The sequence below is a fragment of the Demequina sp. genome (genome assembly GCF_024642165.1).
Taxonomy (GTDB): domain Bacteria; phylum Actinomycetota; class Actinomycetes; order Actinomycetales; family Demequinaceae; genus Demequina.
Window position 1 is genome coordinate 39,281 of sequence record NZ_JAHEBP010000001.1, and the last position, 19,369, is coordinate 58,649.

Annotated in this window: 15 protein-coding genes; 6 read left to right on the forward strand and 9 right to left on the reverse strand. The window is 70.7% G+C overall.

Annotated elements, in window-relative coordinates; genetic code table 11:
• The first annotated feature begins 34 nt into the window (after window positions 1–34).
• The gene (locus tag Q0L54_RS00190) at window positions 35–2,971 is read left to right on the forward strand and encodes an AAA family ATPase (RefSeq protein ID WP_296664418.1); all 2,937 of its coding nucleotides are present in this window, start codon (window positions 35–37) and stop codon (window positions 2,969–2,971) included.
• A 200-nt stretch (window positions 2,972–3,171) separates the two neighbouring features.
• Here the strand turns inward: Q0L54_RS00190 and Q0L54_RS00195 are convergent, their stop codons facing one another.
• The 3 genes from Q0L54_RS00195 to Q0L54_RS00205 all read right to left on the reverse strand — a co-directional run bounded on the left by Q0L54_RS00195 (window position 3,172) and on the right by Q0L54_RS00205 (window position 6,103).
• Entirely contained in the window at window positions 3,172–3,462 is a 291-nt protein-coding gene (locus Q0L54_RS00195; protein ID WP_296664420.1) for a hypothetical protein, read from the reverse strand.
• 126 nt (window positions 3,463–3,588) lie between these two features.
• Window positions 3,589–5,004, reverse strand: a complete 1,416-nt coding sequence (locus Q0L54_RS00200; RefSeq protein ID WP_296664421.1) for an RNA polymerase sigma factor — start codon at window positions 5,002–5,004, stop codon at window positions 3,589–3,591.
• A 112-nt stretch (window positions 5,005–5,116) separates the two neighbouring features.
• Window positions 5,117–6,103, reverse strand: a complete 987-nt coding sequence (locus Q0L54_RS00205; protein WP_296664422.1) for a DUF4192 domain-containing protein — start codon at window positions 6,101–6,103, stop codon at window positions 5,117–5,119.
• 118 nt (window positions 6,104–6,221) lie between these two features.
• Between Q0L54_RS00205 and Q0L54_RS00210 the strand changes: the two genes are divergently transcribed.
• The gene (locus Q0L54_RS00210; protein ID WP_296664423.1) at window positions 6,222–7,277 is read left to right on the forward strand and encodes a polyprenyl synthetase family protein; all 1,056 of its coding nucleotides are present in this window, start codon (window positions 6,222–6,224) and stop codon (window positions 7,275–7,277) included.
• A gap of 25 nt (window positions 7,278–7,302) precedes the next feature.
• Here Q0L54_RS00210 and Q0L54_RS00215 read toward each other — a convergent pair whose 3' ends face one another.
• Window positions 7,303–7,653, reverse strand: a complete 351-nt coding sequence (locus tag Q0L54_RS00215; RefSeq protein WP_296664424.1) for an Rv2175c family DNA-binding protein — start codon at window positions 7,651–7,653, stop codon at window positions 7,303–7,305.
• Between the two features lie 112 nt (window positions 7,654–7,765).
• Here Q0L54_RS00215 and Q0L54_RS00220 point away from each other — a divergent pair, with 112 nt between their 5' ends.
• The gene (locus Q0L54_RS00220) at window positions 7,766–8,905 is read left to right on the forward strand and encodes a LysM peptidoglycan-binding domain-containing protein (protein WP_296664425.1); all 1,140 of its coding nucleotides are present in this window, start codon (window positions 7,766–7,768) and stop codon (window positions 8,903–8,905) included.
• Between the two features lie 101 nt (window positions 8,906–9,006).
• Complete coding sequence (gene pknB, locus Q0L54_RS00225; RefSeq protein ID WP_296664426.1) at window positions 9,007–10,965, forward strand: Stk1 family PASTA domain-containing Ser/Thr kinase; 1,959 nt, start codon at window positions 9,007–9,009, stop codon at window positions 10,963–10,965.
• Between the two features lie 14 nt (window positions 10,966–10,979).
• On the opposite strand, the gene Q0L54_RS00230 is transcribed toward pknB, so the two are convergent.
• From Q0L54_RS00230 to Q0L54_RS00245, 4 genes are all read right to left on the reverse strand, one after another.
• Window positions 10,980–12,362 (reverse strand): class II 3-deoxy-7-phosphoheptulonate synthase, encoded by a 1,383-nt coding sequence (locus Q0L54_RS00230; protein ID WP_296664427.1) that lies wholly within the window; start codon window positions 12,360–12,362, stop codon window positions 10,980–10,982.
• A 4-nt stretch (window positions 12,363–12,366) separates the two neighbouring features.
• On the reverse strand, window positions 12,367–13,566 hold the full coding sequence (locus tag Q0L54_RS00235; protein WP_296664428.1) for a pyrophosphate--fructose-6-phosphate 1-phosphotransferase: 1,200 nt from the start codon (window positions 13,564–13,566) through the stop codon (window positions 12,367–12,369).
• A gap of 82 nt (window positions 13,567–13,648) precedes the next feature.
• Window positions 13,649–14,362, reverse strand: coding sequence for a 1-acyl-sn-glycerol-3-phosphate acyltransferase (locus tag Q0L54_RS00240; RefSeq protein WP_296664429.1), 714 nt, complete (start codon window positions 14,360–14,362; stop codon window positions 13,649–13,651).
• Between the two features lie 6 nt (window positions 14,363–14,368).
• Entirely contained in the window at window positions 14,369–15,331 is a 963-nt protein-coding gene (locus tag Q0L54_RS00245; protein WP_296664430.1) for an ROK family protein, read from the reverse strand.
• An 86-nt stretch (window positions 15,332–15,417) separates the two neighbouring features.
• On the opposite strand from Q0L54_RS00245, the gene Q0L54_RS00250 reads away from it, so the two are divergent.
• Window positions 15,418–17,211: a long-chain fatty acid--CoA ligase gene (locus tag Q0L54_RS00250; protein WP_296664431.1), complete on the forward strand. Its 1,794-nt coding sequence runs from the start codon at window positions 15,418–15,420 to the stop codon at window positions 17,209–17,211.
• Window positions 17,212–17,283: 72 nt separating this feature from the next.
• Here Q0L54_RS00250 and Q0L54_RS00255 read toward each other — a convergent pair whose 3' ends face one another.
• A complete protein-coding gene (locus tag Q0L54_RS00255; protein ID WP_296664432.1) occupies window positions 17,284–17,484 on the reverse strand; it encodes a hypothetical protein in 201 nt (66 codons plus the stop codon).
• Between the two features lie 155 nt (window positions 17,485–17,639).
• On the opposite strand from Q0L54_RS00255, the gene Q0L54_RS00260 reads away from it, so the two are divergent.
• Window positions 17,640–19,361, forward strand: coding sequence for a DEDD exonuclease domain-containing protein (locus Q0L54_RS00260; RefSeq protein ID WP_296664433.1), 1,722 nt, complete (start codon window positions 17,640–17,642; stop codon window positions 19,359–19,361).
• Window positions 19,362–19,369 lie beyond the last annotated feature (8 nt).

Genomic DNA, 19,369 nt, shown 5'->3' on the forward strand with positions numbered 1-19,369 from the left:
GTCGCGGATCGCTGGACGGTGACACGATATGCAGATGAGCGCGATCGCGCCGGCCACAAGGATGGTGGGACGGCGCAAGCAGTGGGAAACCCTACGCGCCGCGGTCCTCGACGGTGCGGCGGGGAGTCCACGCGTGCTCGTCCTGCGGGGCGAGGCGGGTATCGGCAAGTCCAGGCTCGTCGCCGAGATGCTCGCCGAGGCGCGCGCGAGCGAATCCCCGGTACCGCGCGCGATCGCGACCGGCCACTGCGTGGACATGGGCCCGATCGGCGCCCCATTCATGCCCTTCCGGCGGGCGCTGCTCGAGCTGCTCGATGCCGTCGGGCTCGACGCATTCCGCGCCGCGGCGGGCGGTCCGGCGACGCTCGTACCGCTGGCCGCCCTGATCCCCGAACTCGGAATTGATCGGAGCGAGCACGCGCCCGCCACCGCCGAGGTCGCCGAGGCGATCGAGGTGCTCGTCGAGAATCTCACCGCGGGCGTCCACGTGATCATGGTCCTCGAAGACCTTCATTGGGCGGATCCGGCCTCGCTCGCGCTGGTCGCCACGCTCGCGGTGGCCCTGCGTGCGACCCATCTCACGCTGGTGCTCACCTACCGGTCCGACGACGTCGGGCGCGGCCACCCGTTGCGCGCGGTGCTCACCGAGCTCGGGCGCAACCGCGCCGTCACCACCATCGAGATCGCCCGACTCTCCGCGGAGGAGATCGACGACCAGGCGCACCAGATCATGGGCCGGCCACCCACCGCCCGCGAGCTCGCGGCATTGGTCGAGCGGACGGACGGCGTGCCGTTCTTCGTCGAGGAGGTCCTCGACCTGCCGCCCGGCCCGCTGCCCGATTCCCTTCGTGACGTGGTGCTGGCGCGATACGACCGGCTCACCACCGCCGCGCGGTCGGTTGCGAAGCTGGCCGCGGTCGCCGGCGTACGCGTCGACGACGAGACTCTCGCTCACGTGTGGCACGGGGACCGCGATGGCCTGGTCGACGGCCTACAGGCCTGCATCGGCGCCAATCTCCTCCTCGTCGACGGCAGCGGCTATGCGTTCCGCCACGCGCTTGTCCACGAAGCGGTGTACCAGGAGGTGCTTCCCTCGGAGCGCGCCCGGCACCACGCTGCCATCGCGGAGGCCCTCGAGGCGCGCGCGGCGCGCGGCGAACGCGGGCTGTCGGCGGGCATCGCCGCGCACTGGTTCGGCGCGCGCGATCCGGTGCGCGCGTTCGACGCAGCCGTCGCGGCGCTCGACGAGGCGCGCGATGCGCACGCCTTCGAGGCGTGCGCCCAGTTGGGAGAGCGGCTCCTCGAACTGTGGAACGTGGTCAGCGAACCTGCCGGTCGAGCCGGACGGAGCCGTCCCGCCATCGCCGCCGACATCGCCGGCGACTACCTCGCGGCAGGCCGCAAGCGCACCGCCGTCACGGTGGTTGACGACGCGCTGGCGACCTGCACCGACGCGACGCCGCTCGAGCTCGCGGCCCTCCACCGGGTTGCCACCAACGTCTCGTGCGATGCAGACCTCTGCGCCTGCGGAAGCGACCACCTCGCCGAACTCGAACGCCTGGCCGCGACATCGTCGGACCCCGCGATGGCGCCGATGCGCGCGACCGCGCTCGCCCTGCGGGCGACCGCCAGGGAGCGTGCGGAGGATGGGCTGCCGCTGGCGGATCGCGCGCTCGCCATCGCCGAGACCGTCGACGATCCGAAGACGCTCGGGCCAGTGCTGCGGTTGCGCGGCATCGTGCTTCAGGCGCTCGGCAGGAACGACGAGGTTCTCGAGTCTCTCGACCGCGCCTGCGCAGTCGAGGGGCCCGATTCTGAGGGCGGCCTGATCGCCCGCTCGAATCGCGTGGACCAGCTGGTCGCCATGGGTCGATACCAGGAGGCCGTGGAGGCGGGGCTGCGAGGGATCGACGAGGCGATAGCGGCTGGCCGCGAGCGCTCGGGTGGAGGGTACATCCACGCGAACACCGCCGATGCGTTGGCCGCACTCGGGCGAGTCGATGAGGCGATCTACCACGCGCGTCGCGCCAGCGTGCTGTGGCGCGGGGAGTCGCGCCGGTGGCTGTCGGTGGCGCAGCGCGTCGAGGCCGGCGCTCGACTCTGGGACGGCGACCAGGATGGCTACCTCACTATCGCGGCGGAAATGCGGCCGGTGGTAGCCGAGATGGCCCACGACATCGAAGAGTCGGCCGACTGGGCGCGCCTGGCCATCGACGCCGCCGTGTCTCGCGCGCACGCCACGGCGGGTGCTGACAGGCGCCGGGCGCTCCAGCAGGGGCTCGACGCGGCGGCGCTGCTCACCGATCAGCGGCTGCCAGACCACGCGGTCATCGCACGCGAGTTCCTCGTCTCAGGAGCGCGCCTGCTCGCGCTCGCTCGCGCGCGAGGCGTGGACATCGACCCCGCGCTCGAGAGGGGGCTCCGGCGCTGCGTCGAGTGTTATACCGACGACCGATGGTCCAGGCCGCTGCGGGCCACCATGACCGCCTTCCTCGCGGATATCGCCGGCGACCCCGGCCGCGTCGAGCGGTGGACCGCCGCACGCGACGCGGCGGACGTCGAAGGCGGTCGGGTAGCACTCGCGCTCGGAGCACGGTACGAGCTCGCGTGCGCTCGGTTGGATGCCGGGGCGCGCGCCGAGGCGGTCACGGAGCTCGCAGAGATCGCCGCGGAGGGTGCCAAGCGCGGGACGGGCCTGGTCGCCGGCTGGGCGCGCCACGCACTCGCGCGCATCGGCGCGGGCAGCACGAACGCCGCGGACGGGCCCGCCTCCGTCCTCACCGCCCGCGAACGGCAGGTTCTCGAGCTCATCGCCGAGGGCCTCACCAACCCGCAGATCGGCGAGCGGCTTTATATCTCGCCTAAGACAGCGAGCGTGCACGTATCCTCCATCCTCGCCAAGCTCGGCGCCTCAAATCGCGCCGAAGCGGCCGCCTGGTTCGCCACCGCTGGGACCGACGCGGCGGGGTGATCGCGCGCGGCTCCCCACACGGAGGCGCCAACGAGGGAAGCGCGTCGAGGGCCACAGCGGGTCGTTCCCAGGATGGTCACCACGCAGTCGACCCGGCCTGGAGCGGCGGAGGCGCCCGGCCCCGCAGAGGCGGGAGGGGCGCTTCTCGGTCGCTGCGATGGGTCAGTCGAGGTAGTCGCGCAGACCGCCCGCGGTGCGCCTCAGCCGACCGACGACGCGTCCCCTGGCGCCTTCGACTTGCCGCGCGACGACGCGATGAACAAGCCGACGAACACCACCGCCTGAGCAAGGGCCACCGCGGTCGTACCCGCATTGGCAATCCCCGCTATTGCGGTGCCACCGACCGTGACCACCAGGCCCGCGATCGATGCGGCGCGCGCGAGCCGGCGGTTCCTGAGGGCAAGTCCAATGATCGCAACGACGAGTAGAAGCACCCCGCCGAGGAAGACGAGGGAGCCGAAGACCCCGATGCCAAAGAGGTTGGGCGCCATTACCGCTCGAATCTGCGCGGACCGGTCGTCAGGCGCGTTGAAGGCATCCTAGGCTCCCGGCGATGCCGAGCGATGGCGGCAATTCGCGCCTGCGTGCATGCACGGGCGCGCCCTCCCTCCGGGCTACTAGTCGAGGTAGTCGCGCAGCACCTGGGAACGCGACGGGTGCCTCAACTTCGACATCGTCTTCGACTCGATCTGACGGATCCGCTCGCGCGTCACGCCGAACACCCGGCCGATCTCGTCGAGCGTCTTGGGCTGGCCGTCGGTGAGGCCGAAGCGCATGCCGACCACTCCTGCCTCACGCTCGCTCAGAGTGTCCATCACCTTGGACAGCTCCTCCTGGAGCAGCGTGAATCCCACCGCGTCCGCGGGCACCACGGCCTCGGAGTCCTCGATCAGGTCGCCGAACTCGCTGTCGCCGTCCTCGCCCAGCGGGGTGTGGAGTGAGATGGGCTCGCGGCCGTACTTCTGGACCTCGACCACCTTCTCGGGCGTCATGTCGAGCTCGCGCGCAAGCTCCTCGGGCGTGGGCTCGCGGCCCAGGTCCTGAAGCATCTGGCGCTGCACGCGTGCGAGCTTGTTGATGACCTCGACCATGTGCACCGGGATGCGGATGGTGCGGGCCTGATCGGCCATCGCGCGCGTGATCGCCTGACGAATCCACCACGTCGCGTAGGTCGAGAACTTGTAGCCCTTGGTGTAGTCGAACTTCTCGACCGCGCGGATCAGGCCCAGGTTGCCCTCCTGGATGAGGTCCAGGAACAGCATGCCGCGGCCGGTGTAACGCTTCGCGAGGGACACCACCAGTCGCAGGTTCGCCTCGAGCAGGTGGTTCTTGGCGTGGCGACCGTCGTTCGCGATCCACTCGAACTCGCGGCGGTGCTTGGGGGTCATCTTCTCCCCCGACGAGAGCTTCTCCTCCGCGAACAGGCCTGCCTCGATGCGCTTGGCGAGGTCGACCTCTTGCTCCGCGTTGAGGAGCGCGACCTTTCCGATCTGCTTGAGGTAGTCCTTGACGGGGTCCGCGGTGGCGCCGGCCGTCATCACCTGCTGCACCGGTGCGTCATCGTCCGTCGCGCCGAGTATGAAGCCGCGGCTCTCGGACTCGTCCTCGCCGGCCGCGGTCGCGGCCTCTCCGGCCACCTGGTCGCCGTCCGGCTCCCCGTCCTCGGAATCGGGCGCGTCGGCCTGAGCCTCGCCATCGGCGACGTCCTTGTCCTGCTTCGCGGCCGCCCGGCGGCTCGCCGCGGTGGACCTGGCGGGAGCCTTGGCTGCGGCCTTGCGCGGCGCGGCCTTGCGGGGAGTTTCCGCCGCGGTCTCGTCGGTGGGTGCAGGGTCGACCGTGGCGTCGGTCGTGGCGGCTGCGGTGGTCTTGGATGCGGCTGCGGTAGTCGTGGCCTTCTCCTTCGGGGTTGATCCGCCGCGGGGCGGCAGCGAAACGTCGGACGATGCGGGGGTTGCGACTGCCGGGCGACGCGAAGAACCTTCTTCCCCGCCACCGGTTGGACCGGTGGCGCGACCCGACTGCTCTGGCGACACGGCTTGCCTCTCGACCTGTCACGGAGTGGATGGTGAGGCTCCGCTGATCGCCTCGCGCAAATCCATTAAATTGTAACGCGGTTGTCAACGGATTCGTTCCGCAGCGCCGGGATCACGCCTCACCCGACGCGGTACCGATGAGCGCCAACGTGAGCAGAGCCAGACGGTACCCCGGATCGGCGTCCAGGGCGATCTCGCACCACGAGCGCGCCGACGCCGCGTCACCGATCCACCATGCCAGCACGCCAAGCGTGGCGGCAGGCGGTGCGCTGAGCCGGGAAGGGGCGTGCGCGAGCACGTTCCTCAGCATCTCCCCCGCGGCGCAGGTGCGATCCGGGTCCGGCGGTCGCGACGGCCGCATCCCCGATCCCAGCGAGGCGGCGATCGCCGCCGAGTCGCGCCCATCCAGGGCGTCATCCACCGCATCCTCGGCGCCGGGGATCAGCGCGAGCAGCACCGCGTCACGCACGCGCACGTCTCCCAGGCCGGCGGCGAGCCTGCCGAGCGGCGCGGGACCTCCGACGCCGTCGTCGAGCGCCACCAGCCACTCGTCCAGGGACGACCGACGCCATCGCACCAGGTCTCGCGCCGCCCTGCCCTCGGCGCGGTTCGCGGCGCGGGCGCTCAGCCGTCGCGCCTCGGGCGCCGCACGCTTCCAGCCGGGAGAGCCAGCCCTCCACGTGCGCTCGCCGGGGTGCCCCGCGTCCGGGACGATGCGGCCGCCGGGCGGGCAGCAGCTCGGATCGGCGCAGTCCGGGCAGAAGTAGCGGCCGTCCACCACGAGCCACGATTCGACCTCGCCCACCGTGTCCGCGAGCGCGCCCGTCACTGCATCGATGGCCGCGCCGCACGCTGAGGCATCGTCGAGAAACCCGAGCACCACCGCGCGGCGAGCGCCTTCCCGCACGGCGTGACGGGCGACGCCGAAGGCGATCTCGGGCGCGTCATCCGTGAGCAAGTCGCGGGCGTCGAGGCGGATCATCGCCGCCATCGCGCCTCGCTCCTTAACAAGCACCACGACCACGCTCTGGAAGGGCTCGAAGCCCAGCATCGAGGGGATGAGGGCGACCAGTTCGCCCGGACCGGTGATCACTGTCATGACGTCAGCCTGCGACCGGCCACGCCGCGACCACGCGCCGGCGCCGGACTCCGGGGACGCGGCCTGTGACGACCCCGGCTGGGGACATCACGCCTCGTCGCCGCCGTACGCTGGCTCCATGGACCACCAGCCGGATGACCCCCGCGCGGCGATCGCCGCCGACGTGGACCGCCTGCTCGCGTGGGCTCGCGCTGCGATGGCGCCGGCGGGGCCCGCTGCGGCCGATCTCGCGGAGCGGCTGGCGGCGTCCTCCGAAGGAGGCAAGGCCTTCCGAGGGCGCCTGCTGCTCGCGGCCTTCGAGGCCTGCGGCGGCACCGAGCGCGAGTCCGCCGTTCTCTTGGCGGCGGCGCTCGAGCTCTTCCAGACGGCCGCACTCATCCACGACGACGTTCTCGACGGGTCGGACACCCGGCGTGGCCGCCCGGCGGCGCACCGCGAGTTCGAGTCAGGACATCGGCGAGCCGGATGGCACGGCGACGCGGAGGCGTACGGTCGCGCCGGCGCCATCCTCGCCGGCGACGTCGCGCTCGTGGCCGCGCAGCGGGGGGCAACGCTCGCCGCGCGACGGGCGGGCGATGGGGTCGCCGACCTGTTCGACGAGATGGCGGTGCTGTGCACCGCCGGTCAGCACCTGGACATGCGCGTGGCCGCGTCGCCGCTGGCCTCGCTCCCCGCCCTCGAGGACGACATCCGCGCGACGATGCGGGCCAAGACCTCGTCCTATACCGCCGAGTTCCCGCTCGCGATGGGCGCCGCGGCGGCGGGTGCCGACGAGGCGACCATCCGGGCCCTGCGCGCCGCCGGAGTCCCGCTCGGGATCGCCTTCCAGCTCCGCGACGACGTGCTGGGGGTGACCGGAAGCCCCGACGTCACCGGCAAGCCGGTGGGCGACGATCTACGGGAGGGCAAACGCACTCTCCTGGTGTGGCATGCCGCCGCGCACGGCACCGCCGCGCAGCGCGACGCGGTGACCGCGGTGCTCGGCACGAGCGCGGCCCACGGCCGCGCGCTGGAGGATGCGTTGCTGGCGCTGGAGGAATCCGGCGCGCTCGCGTTCGTCGAGGCCGAGATCGAGCAGCATGCCGCGCTCGCGCGAGCGGCGCTCGACTCCGCGCTCGACGACGCCGGAGCCGTGCTGGCGCTGGTCGACGCCGCGATCGACCGGAGCGCCTGAGGCCCGCTCCGCCCCTGCCAGGCGGCTAGAGAAGGGTCTGTGCGATGCGTCGGACGTGAGCCCGGCGGCCCTCGCGCAGCGCGTCCAGGGGCGACATCCCCAGCTCGGGCTCGTCAGCGAGCAGCCACTCGATGCTCTCCTCGTCGCGAAACCCGGCGTCACGGAGCAGCGTGAGCGTGCCGCGCAGGGTGGCCAGCACCTCCGGGCCGTCCTCGCCCTCGACGATCACGCCGGCGGGCACCTGCAAGATCTGCCGTTCGCCTCTGCGCATCGCGACCACTTCGCCCTCACGGACCATCTCGCGCACACGACTGGCGGTGATGCCCAGTCGGTCGGCGAAGTCGGGCACGGTCAGCCAGGCGGCGTCCTCGGTCATGGGCTCAGCGTACCGAGGGTGGCGAGAGCCCTTGCCACGCAGGCTCACCCGGGCTAACGTCACATCTGTCACATCCGCCACATCAGGCACACCCGTCCCGCAGGAGGAGCGCATGCCCGGACTGTCACCCGCCACCGGATCCGTCGCGGTGCGCGCGGCGCTCGGGGCCGCGCTCGCTGGCGTGATCGCCGTCGCCGCTGCCGCGCCCGCGGCCGCAGACGAGCGTCACCGCGTCGAGCCCGGCGACACCGTGTCCGCGCTCGCGCACCGCTATGGGGCAACCGTCAGCGCGATTTCGGCCGCCAACGGCCTCGACTCGCGCGCGACCATCTACGTGGGCCGCACCCTGGTGATCCCCTCCACCAAGGCGACCGCCGCGCCGAAGGCGAAGTCGGCGACCCACGTGGTCGCGTCCGGCGACACCGTCTGGGCGCTCGCGCAGCGCTACGACGTCAGCGTGCGCGCGATCGTCGCCGCGAACGGCCTCTCCGCGAACGCGCTGATCCGCCTGGGGCAGCGCCTCACGATTCCCGGTGGCGGCTCCGCCGCCGTCGCCACACCCAGCTCGATGCCCGCCGCGAAGGCTCCGGCCGCGAAGGCTCCCGCCGCCTATACCGTTCGCCCCGGCGACACCTTGTCCGCGATCGCGGCTCGCAACGGCACCACGGTCGCCGCCCTGGCGCGCGCCAACTCGCTGGCGAACCCGTCGCTCATCAGGGTGGGGCAGCGACTCACCATCCCGGGTGGCGCCGCGGCGGCCACGGGCCTCGTGGGAGACACGTTCCTGGGCCGGACCTACCCCAAGGATGTGGTGGCGGCCGCGAATCAGAACAAGGCGGCGCTCCTCGCGACGGAGGTCCCTTCCCGTGCCGAAATGCGCCGGCTGGTGGCGTCGACCGCGCGCCGCTTCGGCGTGGACCCGGCGCTCGCGCAGGCGGTGGCGTATCAGGAGTCCGGCTTCAACATGCGCGCGGTCTCCCCCGCCAACGCGATCGGCGTGATGCAGGTGATCCCCACGTCGGGCGAGTGGGCGTCCGACATGGCCGGCCGCCGCCTCGACCTGCTGGATCCCGAGGACAACGTGCTTGCCGGCGTCCTGATCCTGCGGTCGCTGACCCGCTCGTTCGACCGGCTCGACCACGCCATCGGCGGGTACTACCAGGGCGGAGCAGCGGTGCGGAAGCACGGCCTGTATCCGGGCACGGTCACCTACGTGTCGAGCGTCAAGTCCCTCATGTCGCGCTTCGCGTGACGATGCGGCGGGTGCCTCGATGAGCGCGCCGCACCGGCGCGCCGCGCCGCGCCGGGGACGGGCCGCTGAACCCGCGCCGTGGGGCGCCTAGAATGGCCAGCGTGTCCGACACCCTCACCGATCCCCTCCTCGGCCGCGTCATCGACGGCCGCTACGAGGTGCGCGAGCGTGTGGCGGCAGGCGGCATGGCCACCGTGTACCTGGCGTTCGATCGCCGGCTCGAACGAGACGTGGCGCTCAAGGTCATGCACCGGCACTTGGAGATCGATCCGAACTCGAAGGAGATCGTCGCGCGGTTCCGACGCGAGGCGAAGGCCGCGGCCCGACTGACTCATCCCGGCATCGTGCGGGTGTACGACCAAGGCGTGGACGAGGACGTCTCGTACCTGACCATGGAGTTCGTCGACGGCGAGAACCTTCGGGAGCGGATGGCGCACGAGGGCACGCTGTCGCTCGGGGAGTCCCTGACCACCCTCGACCACGTCCTGGATGCCCTCGCGTCAGCGCACCGACAAGGCCTGGTGCATCAGGACGTCAAGCCCGAGAACGTGCTCATCGACACCGAGGGCCGCCCTCGCGTGGCGGACTTCGGGCTCGCGCGGGCTGTCACCGAGGTCACGTCGACCACCTCGGGCACGATCCTCGGGACCGTGGCGTATCTGGGTCCCGAGCTCATCACCCAAGGCGTCTCCGACGCTCGCACCGACGTGTACGCGGCAGGGGTGCTGCTCTACGAGATGATCACCGGACGGCAGCCTCACACGGGCGCCACGGCGATACAGGTCGCGACGATGCACGTCCATGAGGACATCCCGGCCGCCTCGTCGGTGGTGCCGTGGCTGCCGCCCGAGATCGACGAGCTGGTCGCGACGCTCACCGCGCGCGACCCCGACGGGCGGCCCGCGGACGCGTCTGCGGCGCTCGCCTTGGTGCGTCAGACCCGCAGCCTGCTCGACGACCCGACCCTCGACCGGCGCGCGGACCCCCCGTCGGGCGCGATCGCCACCGTGGATGACCCGGACGCGACCGCCGTGCTCCGCCCCGCGGCCTCGGGCTCGACCGTCGCGCTGCCCATCGGGCTCGGCCATCGGTTCCCCACCGTCGGTACCGAGCTCGAACCGCTCCCGGATGAGGACCCCGAGGCCAAGGAGCCGCAGCGCTCCGACCGCCGCGCCGGGTGGTGGATCGCGGCCATCGTGGTCGCCTTCCTGGTGCTCGGCGGCGGTGGACTCTGGTGGTACAACTCGATCGGCCCGGGTGCCTACACCACTGTCCCGCCCGTCGACGGAGAGACCCTCGAGAACGCGCAGGCGCTCGTCGAGGGTGCCGGGCTCGTGGCCGAGGTCGAGGAGGCCTACTACGACGAGGTGCCGGAGGGATTCGTCGCTTCCACCGATCCCAACGCGCAGCAGCGCGTCGCCAACGGCTCGACGGTGACGCTCAGCGTGTCGCTCGGCCCGCGCATGGAGACGGTGCCCGATGTGGTGGGCGGCGCCCGTGACGCGGCGGAGGCGACGCTCACCGACCTCGGATTCCCGCTCGGCGAGGTGACCACCACGTACTCGGACACCGTTCCTGCGGGAGAGGTCATGTCGGTGACACCCGCCGCGGGCGAGACGGTGATCCTGCACAGCACCGAGATCGTGCTCGAGGTCTCGGCGGGCCCCGAGCCCATCGTCGTCCCCGACGTCACAGGCATGTCGCTCAAGGACGCCCAGGCCGAGCTGGCCAAGGACAACCTGGATGTGACGGTCGCGACCGAGCGCACCGACGAGGCGCGCAAGGGCGAGGTGTTCCGACAGAGCCCCGAGGCTGGGGCCGATGCGTTCCGCACCGGCGCGATCACCATCACGGTGTCCGACGGACCGCCGCTGGTCACCGTCGACGACTACGTGGGCCTCGGGGTGGACGCCGCGGAGAAGGCTGCGAAGGCGGACGGCCTCAAGGTCACGCTGTACTCCAAGTGGCCATGGAGCACCAAGAACTCGATCGTGGATCAGTCCCTGGTTCCCGGGGCGCAGGTGGAGAAGAACACCTCCATCGTCCTCATCTACAACTGACCCCTCGGGGTCGGTCAGGCGAGGTCCTCGCTGAGCCGCGGGTGAGCGGCGTTGTGCTTCGCGAGCAGGTCCGCCACCTGGAACGCCATCTCGAGCGACTGCTGGTGGTTGAGCCGAGGATCGACCTTCGTCTCGTAGCGCTGCGCCAGACCCTCGTCGTCGATCTGTTCCGTGCCGCCCAGAACCTCGGTGACGTCGTCGCCCGTGAGCTCGACGTGGAGACCGCCGGGAACGGTGCCGAGGGCCTCGTGGACCTCGAAGAACCCGGTGACCTCGTCCAGGATGGTGTCGAAGTCCCGCGTCTTGTACCCGGAATCGGACGTGAAGGTGTTGCCGTGCATCGGATCGGTGAGCCAGGTCACCGCGACTCCCGAGTCACGCACTCCCTCCACGATCGACGGCAGCGCATCGCGCACCCTGTCAGCGCCCATGCGAGCGACGAAGGTGAGGCGGCCCGGCGCGTTGTCGGGGTTGAGGCGCTCGGCAAGGCTGATCGCGTCGGCCGACGTGGCGGACGGACCCAGCTTGACGGCGAGCGGGTTCTGAAGCTTCGACAGGAACTCGACGTGCGCGCCGTCGAGCTGACGGGTGCGCTCGCCGATCCACAGGAAGTGCGCCGAGCACCCGTAGGCGAGGCCCGACCGCGAGTCGATGCGCGTGAGCGCCCGCTCGTAGTCCAGCAGCAGCGCCTCGTGGCTCGAGAACAGCTCCACGGTCTTGAGCGCGTCGAAGTCACCGCCGGCGGCCGCCATGAAGCGAACGGCGCGGTCGATCTCCGCGGCGAACTGCTCGTACTTGGCGTAGGCGGGGTTGGCCGCGAAGCCCTTGTTCCACTGGTGGACCCGGCGAAGGTCGGCGAAGCCACCCTGCGTGAAGGCGCGGATGAGATTCAGGGTCGAGGCCGACACGTGGTAGGCGTCCACCAACCGGTCCGGGTTGGGGATGCGCGACGCCTCCGTGAACAGCGAAGAGTTGACGATGTCGCCGCGGTAGACCGGCAGGGTGACGCCGTCCCTCGTCTCCTCGTCCGCGGAGCGGGGCTTCGCGTACTGACCCGCCATGCGACCGATCTTCACGACCGGCATGGACGCGCCATAGGTGAGGATCACGGCCATCTGCAGGATGGTCTTGATCTTGTTGCGGATGCGATCCGCGGTCGCCTCGGCGAAGATCTCCGCGCAGTCGCCGCCCTGGAGCACGAAGGCATCGCCGCGGGACGCCGCGGCCAAGTGCGCGCGCAGCTTGTCGGCCTCCCCCGCGAACACCAGCGGGGGGACCTGCTTCAGGCGGTCCGTCGCGCGCTTCAGCGCGACGTCATCCGGCCATTGCGGCTGCTGCCTCGCCTCCTTCGAGAGGTACGAGTCGACACCCGCCGCCGTGAGGGCAGCTTCCGTCATGCGGCTATGCCTGACCGATCGCGTGAAGCGTGTCCACGTACCACGGGGTGGAGACGTCGAACGGCTTGTGGCCGGCGATGCGCGGGAAGGCGATCGCCTTGAGCCTGCCGCCGTCCTCCTCGTCGTGACCCACCACGCCCGCCTCGCCGCGCAGCGCGCACTCCACCGCGTAGTCGGTCATGGACTTGATCAGGCGCAGGTCCTCCGTGTTCGCACGAGCGGAGCGCGAGAAGTAGCCGGACTTCTGCACCATGACCTTCTCGGCGCCGAGCCGCTGCGCGAACTGCTGCGCAAACCAGTTGCCGGGGTTGATCTCGTCCAGTCGGACGTGGCCGAACGGGTCGCGCTTGACGTCGATGCCGGCCTCCTCCATCTCCTTCACGATCTCGGGCACACCGGCGCCCTCGGACAGGAAGATGTTGACGTTGCCCACAGAGTCCATGACGGCCTTGAGGCGGTCGGCCTCGGCGTCGAGGTCGATCGGGGACTCGGGCACGTACAGCGCGTGGATGTCCCAGCTGTCCTTGGTGAGACCGATGCCCGGGACCCACTCGCGGGTGTCGAGCCACTCGCGGTACTTCTTGGCCGAGGCGGCGGTGAGCCAGCCGCAGGCGCGACCCATGACCTCGTGGACGATGAGCATCCGCGGGCCGGAGCGGTGCTCGCCGATCACGTTCTGGGCGAACACCGATGCCTGCTCGGCGGCCGACCAGGCGCCCAGCGACTGCCTGATCGGCACGATGTCGTTGTCGATGGTCTTCGGGAGTCCCACCACGGTCAGGGGGTAGCCGTTGGCCTCGAGGTACGCGGCGAGGTCGGCGGCGGTGGTGTTCGTGTCGTCTCCGCCGATGGTGTGCAGCACATCGACTCCGTCGGCCTTGAGCTGCTCGGCGGCGACGGCGAGCGGGTCCTCGCCCTCCTGCACCAGGCCCCTCTTGACGCAGTCCGCGACGTTGGTGAGCTTGACGCGCGAGTTGCCGATCGGCGAGCCCCCGAACTCGTGGAGGATCCCGGCCTTCTCCCGCACATCGTCACCGATGACGATCTTCTTGCCCTGCAGCAGGCCCCAGTATCCGTGCTGGTAGGCGATGATCTCGATCTCCGGCGCGATCTCGCTGTACCGGCCGATGAGGCCGCCGACGGCGGACGAGAGGCAAGGGGCGAATCCCCCCGCGGTCAGAAGGGCTACGCGGCGAACCGACATGACGGACCTTTCGTCGTATGACTCGTGGATTTGGTGCTCATTCTAGGCGCGCGCGCCCGTACGCCCGACCGGGACGCTGGACCTACTGCCCCGCCTCCGGCTGCTGACGCTTGAGGAGTTCGCGCTTGACGATCCCGGCGTCGCGGTCGACGTACTCCTGACCCGACAGTGCGCGGATCCGCTCCATGATCGTGTCCGTCGCCTCGCGCAGCGCCGTGCGGTCGTCCTGCCGGCCGTTGTACGCGGACAGGTCGAGCGGCTCACCGATTCGAACCCCGATCGGGTGTCGGAACGGCACCTTCTGGCCGATGGGCTGGGCGATGTGCGTATCGATCATCGCCACGGGGATCACGGGGGCACCCGATTCGATGGCCAGCCTCGCCGCACCGGTCTTACCCCGATAGAGGGCCCCGTCGGGGCTGCGGGTGCCCTCGGGGTAGATGCCCAGGAGCTCGCCGCCCTGGAGCACCTGGAGGCCGGTGCGGAGCGCCGCCTCAGACGCCCGTCCGCCGCCGCGGTGAACCGGGATGGTTCCGACGCCCTCCATGAACACCCTCGTCGCGTAGCCCTTGGGGCCCTTGCCCGTGAAGTACTCGGACTTGCCCAGGAACACCACCTTGCGCGTGATCACGAGCGGCAGGAACACGGAATCCGAGAAGGACAGGTGGTTGGACGCAAGGATCGCGGCGCCTTCGTCGGGGACGTTCTCCACGCCCTCGACCCATGGCTTGTAGTACGCCTTGACGCCGGGGCCGATCAGGACGTGCTTGAAAAGTCGGTAATAGGTGTCGCTCATGGGGTCCTAGATGTAGGCGGATGCGATCCGGGCCAGGTCTGCGGCACCGACGATACCCGCATCGTTGCCCATCTCTGCGGAGACGATGGGCACGATGGGCCGGTGACCACGGGCGGGAAGGTTCTCCTCGAACGCTTCGCGAGCGGGCACGAGCAGGAGGTCGCCGGCGGCGATGACGCCTCCGCCGATCACGAACAGCTCGGGGTCGAGGGCCGCAGCGAGCGACGCCGAGCCCTCGCCGATCCATCCGCCCAGCTCCGCGAGCAGCTCGATGCCGAGCTCGTCACCGTCGACGGCCGCCTGCGTGACATGAGGACCCGTGACCGCCGCGGCATCCCCGCCGGCGAGCTCCAGCAATGCGGCGGCGCGCACGGAGCGCTCGACGGCGGCGCGGCGCGCCTCACGCGTCAGCGCGGAACCGGAAGCGTACTGCTCCCAGCACCCGCGCAGGCCGCACCCGCACGGGTGACCGCCGGGAACCACCCGCAGATGACCCAGCTCGGCCGCGAACCCGTAGGCGCCCCTCACCAGCTTCCCGTCCACCACGAGGGCGGCGCCAAGGCCCGTGCCGATCGTCAGCAGCACCATGTGCTTGACGTCCCGCGCGGCGCCGAACGCGAATTCGGCCCAGCCCGCCGCGTTCGCATCGTTCTCCACCACCACGGCGACATCGTCACGGCCGATGAGCGCCCTGACATTCGCGGCGAGCGGATAGTCGCGCCACGCGATGTTGGGCGCGAACAGCACGTGCTCCTGATCGGAGGAGACGAAGCCCGCGGCCGCAAGGCCCACCGCGTGGAAGTCGTGCTCGGCACCGAGCTCGGCGACGGCGTCCGCGATCGCGGCGTCGATGCCGGCGGGATCCTGAGGTTTGGTCTTTCGCTTGGTCTTCGCAACGATCGTGCCGTGCTCGTCGACGACTCCCACGGCGATCTTGGTGCCGCCGATGTCTACGCCGATCGCATGCATTCTCTGTCGCCTTCCGATACGCGCCTGGGACTTCCACAAGGCTATCTTGTGAGGAGTCCCGACTCCTGCCAACGGAGGCAATCGTCATGAGCCAGCCCGCTCGCGAGAATTACGCGCCGAACATCGCAGCCCTGATCGCGCAGTCGTGGCTCGCGAACGCCGACCGGGTGGTCATGCGGCACGCCGACTCAGACGACCGTTGGATAGACGTCACCGGAGCGGAGGCTCAGGCGATGGTGACGGCGGTCGCCAAGGGCCTCATCGCGCGCGGGGTCGAGCCGGGACAGAGCGTGGGCATCATGGCGCGCACTCGGATCGAATGGTCAGTCCTCGACGTCGCCATCTGGACCGTCGGAGCGCTCCCCGTGCCCATCTACGACACCTCGTCCGCCTCGCAGATCGACTGGATCACGTCGGATGCGGAGATCTCGCTGCTCGTCGTCGAGACGGAGGAGCACGCGAAGCTCGCACACAAGGTCGCCCGGGACTCAGAGAGCCCGCTCACCGAGGTGCTCGTGATCGACCACGGGGCCATGGACGAGCTCACCGAGGCGGGCAAGGCCGTCCCCGACTCGCTGGTCGCGGAACGCACCGCGACGGCGACCCTCGAGTCGCCGGCGACCATCATCTACACCTCGGGCACCACCGGACGGCCCAAGGGCGTCACGCTCACGCACTTCAACTTCGTGCGCCATACCTATGGGATCCAGGAGGAGCTGCACGACGTGCTCTTCGGCGAGGGCAGGAGCACCGTGCTGTTCCTCACCCTGGCGCATTCGCTTGCCCGGCTGGTCGAGGTGGCGTTGCTCGCCTCCGGCACCGTGATCGGCTACTGCCCGGACTCGCGCAAGCTGGTTCCCTACTTCGCCACCTTCCAGCCCAGCCTGATCCTCGCCGTCCCACGGGTATTCGAGAAGGTCTACAACTCCGCCGAGCAGAAGGCCGCCGAGGGCGGGAAGGTGAAGATCTTCCGCTGGGCCGCCCAGCAGTCGATCGCCTACTCGCGCGCACTCGAAGCGCCGCGCGGCCCGGGCTTCCTGCTCAAGGCCCGTCACGCCATCGCAGATCGCCTCGTGCTCGCCAAGATCCGTGCCGTCCTGGGCGGGCGGGCCGTGCACGCGATCTCCGGATCCGCGCCGCTCGGAGAGCGGCTGGGCCACTTCTATCACGGCCTCGGCCTCCAGGTGCTGGAGGGATACGGGCTCACGGAGGTCACGGCCGCCTCCCACGTCAACCGCACTCACCTGTCGAAGATCGGGTCGGTGGGCGCACCGCTGCCCGGATTCGACGTGCGTATCGCCGACGACGGAGAGATCCTCATGCGCGGGGACATGCTGTTCGCCGGGTATCACCACAACGAGGAGGCGACGGCCGAGGCGATGGTCGAGGGCTGGTTCCACACCGGAGACATCGGCCATCAGGACCACGAGGGCTACCTCTACATCACCGGGCGCAAGAAGGAGATCATCGTCACGGCCGGCGGCAAGAACGTGGCGCCCGCGGTGCTCGAGGACCGCCTTCGCGGCTACGCCCTGGTCAGCCAGTGCGTGGTGGTCGGCGACGCCAAGCCCTTCATCGGTGCGCTGATCACGCTCGACGCGGAGGCGCTGCCCGCATGGCTCAAGGGTCACGGCGTCCCCGACATGACGGTCGCGGAGGCCGCGCAGCACCCGGTCGTGCGGGAACACGTCGACAAGGCCGTCACCCGGGCCAACAAGGTTGTGTCACGCGCGGAGTCGATCCGGCGCTGGGAGATCATGGACGACGACTTCACCGTCGAGAACGGCTACCTCACCCCGTCTCTCAAGCTCAAGCGGTCTCTGGTGCTGCGCGACTTCGCGGACCAGGTGGAGGCGCTCTACGCCTCAGCCGCGGAGTAGGCGCGGGGCGGTACCGAGACCGCCTCCAGAGAACCACGCGAACGGGCGTCACGCGGCGCCCGTTCAATGCCGCTAGCTCGCGCGCGGCGGCCGCACCAGGCGGAGCGGCGGGACGAGCCCGGCCTCGGCCAAGGCGGAGACGGCGCTCGCCTGGTCGTCGTCCAATTCGACCCTGCTCCGGTCCGATGGCCTCACCTCGATGGTGAGGAAGGACACCACGCAGTCGCCGCAGCTCTTGCCGCGCATCTCGCACGAATCGCAATCGATGATCATGACGACAACGCTACGAGCGGGGTCCGACAGTGGCGCGTCCTGCCTGGTGGCGGCACGGATCATCCGCGGGATCCGGCGCCGGACCATCGGCCCCCCGGGCTCGCGGTAGGCCCGTCGTGCGCGCCGTTGTCGGAGGCCTGACGTACCTTCGCTGTGTGACCGGACCGTCCAGCACCGTCGAGCAGCTCCTCCATCGGCAGCGCTCCCTCGAGGACTTCGGCGAACCGCTGTCGAGTACCACGTTCGTCGTGGTCGACCTCGAGACCACGGGCACATCGCCCGCACGGGCGGCGATCACGGAGATCGGAGCCGTGAAGACCCGTGGTGGCGAGGTCGTGGGCGAGTTCCAGACCCTCGTGGACCCCGGCGGACCCATCCCGCCCATGATCGTGGCTCTCACCGGGATCACCGACGCCATGGTGGTGGCCGCGCCGCGCATCGAGGCGGTGCTGCCGGCGTTCCTGGAGTTCCTGGGCGACGCGGTGCTCGTCGCGCACAACGCGCCGTTCGACACGGGCTTCCTGAGGGCCGCCTGCCGAGAGCACGGCTACCGGTGGCCCGGCAGCCAGGTGGTCGACACGGTCACCTTGGCGCGACGCGCCACCACCAAGGAGGAGGCGCCCAACAAGAAGCTGTCGACCTTGGCGCGCGTGTTCGGCACGGCCGTCGAGCCCAACCATCGCGCCCTCGAGGACGCCCGCGCCACGTCCGAGATCCTGCACCGGATGCTGGAGCGGGTCGCGGCGTTCGGCATCACTCACCGGGAGGACCTCGACGCGCTGCGCAACCCCATGCCGGAGCGCCTGCGTCGTAAGGCCACGCTGGCCGACTCGGTACCGGCGAAACCCGGCGTCTATACGTTCCGAGGCCCTCGTGGCGAACGGCTCTATGTGGGCACGTCGAAGAACCTCCGGGCCCGGGTGAAGTCCTACTTCACCACCGCCGAGCAACGCCGCCCCATCCGGGAGATGCTCGAATTGGCCGTGGCGGTGGACACCATCGTGTGCGCTACGGAGCTCGAGGCGAACGTCCGCGAGGTGCGGCTCATCGCGGAGCATCGCCCGCGATACAACCGCCGCTCGGCGCGCCCCGAAAGAACCGCCTGGGTGCGCCTGACGGAGGAACGCTATCCCCGGCTGAGCGTGTCGCGAGCGGTCGATGGCGCCGAGGGCGCTCTCGGACCGATGCGGTCGGCATCCGACGCTCGGCTCGCGATCGAGGTGCTTCAAGGAGCGCTCGGCGTGCGCACCTGCACCACGCGCCTGCCCATCGCGCCTCGAGCAGGCGCGCGCGCGTGCCTGCTCAAGGACCTTGGTGCATGCGCCGCGCCGTGCGTCCAGGGCGCGACATCCGGATACGACGAGACCGCCGACGCGGCACGGGCCGCGCTCACGGGCGATCCCTCCCCCGTGGTCGCCGCCCTGGAGGACCAGATCACCGAGCGCGCAGAGGCGCTCGACTACGAGCGAGCGGCAGAGCTGCGCGACGGTGTGAGCGCCGTGATCGACGGCGCGATGCGGGCCCAGCGGCTCGCGTCGCTCGCCCGCTGCGCCGTGGTCGCCGTGCGACCCGACGGAGACTGGTGGGACGTGGCGGCGCTGGGCGCCGGCGCCCTGGTGGGATCCGAGCGCGTGAAGTCAGGGGTGTGGGACGCGGCCGACAGGCTCCGGGCGCTCACGCACGATCTGGACATCGACCGGCCGGTGCTGGTCGAGGAGCGGGAGCTCGTGTCGCGCTGGCTGGAGCGGCCCGGGACGCGGCTGCTCTACGTGGACGGAGAGTGGTCCAGCCCCGTGGCGGGCGCGGGCCGGCACGCGCGGTGGGTGGATGCGCGACGGGCGGACCGCAGCGCCCGAGGCGAGCACCGCGCCGGCTAGCTGTAGCG